The sequence below is a fragment of the Corallococcus sp. CA053C genome (genome assembly GCF_003611675.1).
In the GTDB taxonomy this organism is placed as follows: Bacteria; Myxococcota; Myxococcia; order Myxococcales; family Myxococcaceae; genus Corallococcus.
Window position 1 is genome coordinate 1 of sequence record NZ_RAWA01000478.1, and the last position, 6,743, is coordinate 6,743.

The following is a 6,743-nucleotide window of genomic DNA, read 5'->3' on the forward strand; positions in this document are numbered from 1 at the left end:
CCACCACCCCGTCCGAGTCCCCGCGCGAGCGCACGGCCACGGACGGACGGGCGCCGGACACCGCGAAGCAGGCCCTGGAGAGCCGCGCGAAGCTGCGCCTGGCGCTGATCAACCGGCTCCACCGCGGGCTCACCGAGGTGACGACGAAGCTGTCCAACTTCCTCAACAACCCCGGCCGCCAGGGCGTCGTCACGCTGCCTGTGGTCCTGAGCGAAAGCTCCGTCGCCCACGAGTGGTGGAAGTCCGCGAGCGCGGTCCCCGACGACCGGCAGTACCTGGCCACCGCGCTGGGCGAGCCCCCCACCGTCGACGACGCCACGCTCCTGCGCGCGCTCCGGGGCGAGGTGCACGACGCCTTCACGGAGTTCCAGCGCACCCCGCCCGGCGTCGAAGCCCGGAAGCGCTACGACGAGGTGCTCCAGAAGTACGAGGCCGCCCGCATCCAACCCGTCATCTCCGGGCACGACGCCGGCCCGCTGGTGCAGGAGTGCGCGCGGCTGGGACTGCCCTGTGAGCGGGAGTTCACCCGCTCCCTGCTCGTGTCGCCGTGGATGCTCGCCATCAGCCAGAGCCCGGACGAGGGCTCCGCGAAAGAGGTGATGGTCGCGGGCCTGTCACTGGCGCAGCTGGGCGCGCTCGTGGGCCACCTGCGCCGCCTCAACCCACTGCTCACCAACGCGCAGCTGCGCACGCTGCTCCTGAATGCCTCCACGGACCTGAAGCACGCCCTGCGCAAGGCGATGGGCCAGCAGGAGGTGGAGCGCGTGCAGGAGCTGGCGCGTCAGCTCCTGCGGCTGCGCGCCATGGAGCACCTGGTCGTCTGACCGGGGCTCAGGCGCGGAAGAGCAGCGGGCGCAGCGCCAGCTCCGCCGACGAATCCAACGTCACGGACGCCAGCAGCGACTCCGCCTCGGACCGCGTCGCGGCCAGCCGGTTCGCCAGCTGCGTGTACGTGAAGGTGAAGCCCACCTGCTCGCGCAGCACGTAGAACTGGAGCTGCGCGAGGACCAGGGACTCCATCCGGAAGGTGTACTCGCGCAGCACGCCCGAGTTGGCGCCGAAGGTGGCCTTCTTCTGCGACACGTGGCGGAAGTCGGTGGCGGACCGCACTCCCTCCAGCATCCGCGCGGCGTACTGCTCCAGCGTCTCACCGGGGACGGCCGGCTCCAGTGACACGACGAGGTTCGAGCGGAAGCCGTCCTCTTCCGGCCCCACGGCGACAATCTGGCTGGCGTCGAACCAGCCTTCGGGGAGGACGACGCGCAGCGGACCGTGACGGATGGACCTGGGAATGGCCATGGAGGAGAAGGTCCTGTCAGGAGTCAGGAGGACTCGCGGCCGAAGTTGGCCTGGGCGCGGGAGCCGACACCGTCGGTGTTGCCCATCGAGGCGACCTTCTGCCCGCTCTCCGCCGCGGCCTGCGGCTCCCCGACCCCGTTGGCGCTCTCGACGAGCATCATCCCGCCGCCCTGGTGCTTCGCCCAGCTGATCTCCATCGAGTCCGCCAGCCGCTGCGCATCCACCGGGATGCGCGTGCCCGTGCTGGGGTCCTTCAGCAGGTAGCGGCCCTGGTCGTCCTTGCCCTCCACGGAGACCCAGTGCGCGAGGCCCGTCTCGCCTTCCTTCGTCGTGGGGTCCACCAGGCAGGAGTCCACCATCACCGCGGCCTTGCCGCCGCGGGCGAGGGTCTGATCCAGGCTGTCCTTGTCGAGCCCGGCCGACGTCTGCGTCACCTTGAGGCCCTGGTTGGCCAGCATGTTGGACAGCTCGTGCGGCGACGTGCCCTTGCCATCGGTGAAGCGCGACTCCAGCGCGTCCATCTTCTGCGTGTCCGACCCGGACTGCGTCTTGCCGGTGCCCAGGTCCTTGCTCAGCATCACCGCCACCGCGGCGCCGCAGTTGGTCTGCTTGGTCTGCTTGAGCACGGAGGAGTCCGAGCCCTCCGTCGAGCCCTCCGCCTCCCAGCCGCCAATCTCCGGGGCCGGCTCCGGGTTCGCGCCCGCCGGCCCCACGCCGAAGCCCGGCTCCTGCGCCGACGCGTCTCCGCCGGCCTGGAAGCGGCTCGACCACGCCCGCATCAAGTCCCCCACGGCCGCGTAGGCGTCCGTGGCCTGCTCCACCTGCTGGGGCGTGCGCGCGGACTCCACCCGGGTGACGACCTTCTCCTGCGGCAGCTCCAACTGCTGCGCGGTCTGCTGCGGCTGGGCGGCCGGGGTCGCCTCCGCCCGCTGCTCGAAGGGACGGCGGAGGTGGGAAGAAAGGTTCACGCTCAAGAGGAGGGCTCCTGAAGGGGGATGAGGGATGCCATCCTACCTGGATTGCCGCCGCGTGTTAAGGGTCCCCGGACGGATCCAGGTCGTGCTTCCTCAGGAGTTTCCGAAGGTAGACACGGTCGATGTCCGCCTCGCGGGCCGCCCGGGAGATGTTGCCCTCGCAGCGCTCGATGAGGTTCTTCAGGTAGTCGCGCTCGAAGCCCTCGATGAGGTGCTCCTTGGCTTCCTTGAAGGGCAGGTCCAGCTCCGGCCCCTTGCGCGTCCCGTCCTGGGGCGGCTCCAGGTCCGGGAGCGCCTCTTCGCCCAGGTTCACCACCTGCTCCACCACGTTGCGCAGCTCGCGCACGTTGCCGGGCCAGGGGTACTGGAGGAGCAGCGCGCGCGTCTGGTCCGACAGGGCGCTGGGCGGACGGCCCATCCCCTTGAGCATCGCGTCGATGAGCAGCGGGATGTCGTCCGGCCGCTCGCGCAGCGGGGGCAGCGTGACGCGCAGCACGGCGAGCCGGTGGAAGAGGTCGCGGCGGAACTTCCCCTGCTGGACGGCCTGCTCCAGGTTCACGTGCGAGGCGGCCACCACGCGCATGTTCACCGTGAAGTAGTCGTTGCCGCCCACCCGCTTCACCTGCCGGCGCTCCAGCACGCGCAACAGGCGCGGCTGCAATTCCAGGGGCAGTTCGCCAATCTCGTCCAGGAAGACGGTGCCGTTCTGCGCGCGCTCGAAGGCGCCGGCGCGGTCGCCCTGGGCACCCGTGAAGGAGCCCTTCACGTGGCCGAAGAGCTCCGACTCGATGAGCGTGGGCGGCACGCCCGCCAGGTCCACGATGACGAAGGGCCCCTTCGCGCGGGGGCTCTGCTGGTGGATGGCCTCCGCGCACAGGTCCTTGCCGGTGCCCGTCTCACCGTGGATGAGCACGTCCGCGCCGCCGGGTGCCATGCGCTCCAGCAGCGTGAAGGCCTCGCGCATCTTGCGGCTGGTGCCGACGAGCGCCCCGAAGTGGTCCTTCGCGGACAGCGGCACCGAGCGCTCGCGCGTGTCCTCCGGCACCAGCTTCAGCTCCGTGGTGCCCAGGGTGATGACGCTGCCGGGGCGCAGCTCCATGGCGCTGAAGCGCAGGCCCTCGACGAAGGAGCCGTTGTGCGAGCCCAGGTCCGTCGCGAGCACGTGCTCGTCGTGCACCTCCAGCCGCAGGTGCTGGCGCGACACGGCCTTGTCGGAGAGCACGATGTCGCACGTGGGCGCCTTGCCCAGCACGTAGGTGCCCTGCTTGAGCGCGTGGCTCTTGCCGGCCTCCGCGCCCGACAGCACCCGGAGCACCATCCGCACCAGACCCGCACGGCCCCGGTTCAGGGTGGCCGTGGCATCCAGGAGCGCCTCATCGTCGTCGGGGGGCAGCGACACGGGGGCGGACGCTAGCACGACCCGCGAGCCCGGGGGCCGTCACCGCCGCCGCGGAGGGGAAGGCGTGCGGGCAGGCGGCCGGGGCGCCTCCGCCGGAAGCGACTGGAGCCACGAGTCCACCTCCCCCACGCGCGCGTCCATCCCCGCTTCGGTGAAGCGTCCCCGGGCCTGGGTCGCCACGCCTCGGGCCTCCGGTGGACGGCCCGTCTCATACAGCGCGCGGGCCAGCGCGAAGCCTGATTCGCCGAGCGCATCCGCGGGCGCGGAGGCGAAGGACACCGCCAGCGTCAGCGGCTCCACGGAGTCGCGCGCCCGGCCCAGCCCCAACAGCGCCTGCCCCACCCCGTCATACGAAGGCTGGAGCTTCTCGTCGTCCGCGGGCAGCGCCTTGCGCTTGAGCGCCAGCGCCCGCTCGTAGGTCTTCAGCGCGTCGTCGTAGCGCTTCAACCCGAGCTGGCACATGCCCACCTCGTCCAGCGCCTCCGCGAACTGCGGGCTCTGTTCGCCGTAGAGGACCTTGAAGATGTCCACCACCGCCTGGGCATGCGGCAGCGCCCGGTCGTCCTGCTTCAATTCGCGCAGGGACCAGGACAGGAGGCCGTGCCGGCGCGCCACGTCCGGATGGAGCGGGCCCACCATCGCCTCCGTCTGCTTCAGCGCGTCCTCCATCATCGCGAGCGCCTGCGTGGGCTCGCCCAATTCGCGCATCACCCGGCCCAGGAGGAAGAGCGTCCGCGCGCGCTTGGGATGCTGCGCTGGCAGGGCCTTGTCGTAGAGGGCGCGCGCCTGCACCAGCCGCTCGCGGGCCTGCTCGAAGTGCCCCTGGGAGACAGCGAGGTTCGCCTGGTTCACCTTGACGTCGGCCTCCAGCACGGGCTCTCCGCCCAGCCGCTGCAACGTGGCCTCCGCGAGCTCGCCCCAGCTCGTCGCCGGGCCGAAGTGCTTCTGTCCGTCCTCCACGTAGAGCAGCTTGTTGAGGATGGAGACCTTCAGCCGGTCCGCCCGTCCCGCCTCCGCGTCGAACACGGCGCGCGACAGCAACTGGGACGCCGCGGGCGAGTCCCCCAGCTGCTCCTGGAGCCAGCCCAGGTGGAAGCGCAGCTCCGCCCTCAAAGGCAGATAGCCCGTGGCCACCACCGGGGCCTCCAGGGGCTTCACCGCCGCGAGCGCCGCTTTGTAGCGGCCCGCGTCCACCTGCGCGCGGACCTCCGACAGGCTTCCCTCCAGCTTCTCGATCTCCTCGCGCAGGGCGGGGTCGGAGGGCCTGCGCTGCTGTTCGGCGAGCGCCTCCACGTCCTGGCACTCGTGCAGCGTGGGCAGCGCGTGCGCCACGTCCACGGCCTTCTCCACCACGGCGGCGTCCGCGCCGGCCAGCAGCTCCACCGTGGCGCGCAGGTCCTTGCGGCGCCGCTCCAGGCACACCACCTGCCGGTCGAACTGGTCTTCCGGAACGACGGCGTTCACGCGCGTGTCCTCGCACGCCTGGACGCGCTGGTGCTTCCAGCCGTCCGCGTACTGCCCCAGCACCTGCACCGTGCGTTGAGCCATTCCTTCCGCGAAGGGCTTGCCGGTGGCGCGGAAGGCGGACTCCAGCCGCGCCTTCGCCTCCGGCGTCCAGACGTCGTCCATCAGCGCCCCGGCATCCACGCACACCCGGGACTGCTGCCACGCCACGCCCGCGGCCACCGCCAGCGTCGCGGTCACCACGCCCGTCGCCGCCACCCAGCGTCGGCGCTGGCCCAGGCGCTGCTCCTGCGAGAGCGCGCCCAGCAGGGCCTGCATGGAAGGGAAGCGTCCGGCCGCGTCCAGCGACAGGCCGCGCATCACCGCCTGCCGCACCCACGCGGGCACCTTCACGTCGCGCGGCGGCTCGCGGATCAGCGTGGGCGGCGGCGCGGCGGGGCGCGGGGGCGTCAGCGGCTGCGTGCCTCCGAGCGACTGCGTGCCCTCCGCCTCCGAGCCCTGGCTGGAGACGTAGGCCTTCAGGCTGCCCGGGTCGAAGGGGCGCGTGCCGAAGAGGGCGCCGTAGAGCGCCGCGCAGAAGCTGAATTGATCCGTGCGCGCGTCCAGCGCCGTGCCCCGGAATTGCTCCGGGGACATATAGTTGGGCGTGCCCACGAGCAGGCCCGCCTCGGTGAGCGTGGTCTCCAGCATCCGCCGGTCCGCGCCCTGGAGGACCTCCGCCTCCTCCGGGGACCCTGCCTCCACGGAGGTGTCCCCCACCTGCCGCGCCAGCCCGAAGTCCGTCACGTAGACGCGGCCCGCGCGGCTCACCAGCACGTTGGCGGGCTTGAAGTCGCGGTGCACCAGCCCCGCGTCGTGCGCGGCCTGGAGCCCGCGTCCCGCCGCCAGGTAGCGCTCCAGCACCTCGCGCCAGGGCCGCTTCGCCGCCTTCAGCCAGGTGCCCAGCGTGCCGCCGTCCACCAGCTCCATGGCGACGAAGACCTGGTCGCCCCACATGCCCACGTCGAAGACGGGGATGACGTTGGGATGGGAGACGCGCGCCATGGCCTGCGCTTCCCGCAACAGCCGCGAGCGCGCCTCCTCCGCGTTCCCCTGCGCGTTCGGGTGCAGCAGCTTGAGGGCCACCTTGCGGTCCAGGTCCGGATCATAGGCGGCGTACACCACGCCCATGCCGCCCTGCCCCAGCCGCCGCAGCAACAGGTAGCGGCCCACCTGCGGAACGGGCGGCACGTCCTCCGGGGCACGCCCCGCGTGGGCGCCCGTCCCCCGTCCCGTGCCTGCGCCCGAGCGCGCGGAGTCCAACGGGCCCGTGCCTGCGGGGCCTCCCCTGCCGGTGTCTCTCTTTGTCATGGGCGGTCCACCTGATCCGAAACTCTACCCTCGGCTCTCGTTGGCGCCGCATGTTCTGCCGCGGTGCGCTGTCAGGCCGCCTGCCTGGTGACAGCCGTCATCAGGCACCGGACCGCGGTCATCAGGGGGCGGGGGGAAGGTGCGAGTCAAACCCCTGGAAACAGACATGGGGGCCGGTGGCACGACAGCCGCAATGGGTCCGTGCATCGCGGTACTCGCATCCCCCCTTCTGGAGCGCACATGGCCCTCTCTCCTGT

At 71.8% G+C, this 6,743-nt stretch carries 5 protein-coding genes; 1 reads left to right on the forward strand and 4 read right to left on the reverse strand.

The window, feature by feature from the left end; genetic code table 11:
• Window positions 1-824 (forward strand): hypothetical protein (locus tag D7V97_RS44985; RefSeq protein WP_158623537.1); only part of this gene is annotated, 824 nt, incomplete at its 5' end.
• A gap of 7 nt (window positions 825-831) precedes the next feature.
• On the opposite strand, the gene D7V97_RS37800 is transcribed toward D7V97_RS44985, so the two are convergent.
• The 4 genes from D7V97_RS37800 to D7V97_RS37815 form a co-directional block, all read right to left on the reverse strand.
• Complete coding sequence (locus D7V97_RS37800) at window positions 832-1,299, reverse strand: DcrB-related protein (RefSeq protein ID WP_120615455.1); 468 nt, start codon at window positions 1,297-1,299, stop codon at window positions 832-834.
• Between the two features lie 23 nt (window positions 1,300-1,322).
• On the reverse strand, window positions 1,323-2,267 hold the full coding sequence (locus D7V97_RS37805; protein ID WP_147445141.1) for a hypothetical protein: 945 nt from the start codon (window positions 2,265-2,267) through the stop codon (window positions 1,323-1,325).
• 64 nt (window positions 2,268-2,331) lie between these two features.
• A complete protein-coding gene (locus D7V97_RS37810; RefSeq protein WP_233583483.1) occupies window positions 2,332-3,672 on the reverse strand; it encodes a sigma 54-interacting transcriptional regulator in 1,341 nt (446 codons plus the stop codon).
• Between the two features lie 39 nt (window positions 3,673-3,711).
• Window positions 3,712-6,486, reverse strand: coding sequence for a serine/threonine-protein kinase (locus D7V97_RS37815; RefSeq protein ID WP_120615457.1), 2,775 nt, complete (start codon window positions 6,484-6,486; stop codon window positions 3,712-3,714).
• Between the last annotated feature and the right edge of the window lie 257 nt (window positions 6,487-6,743).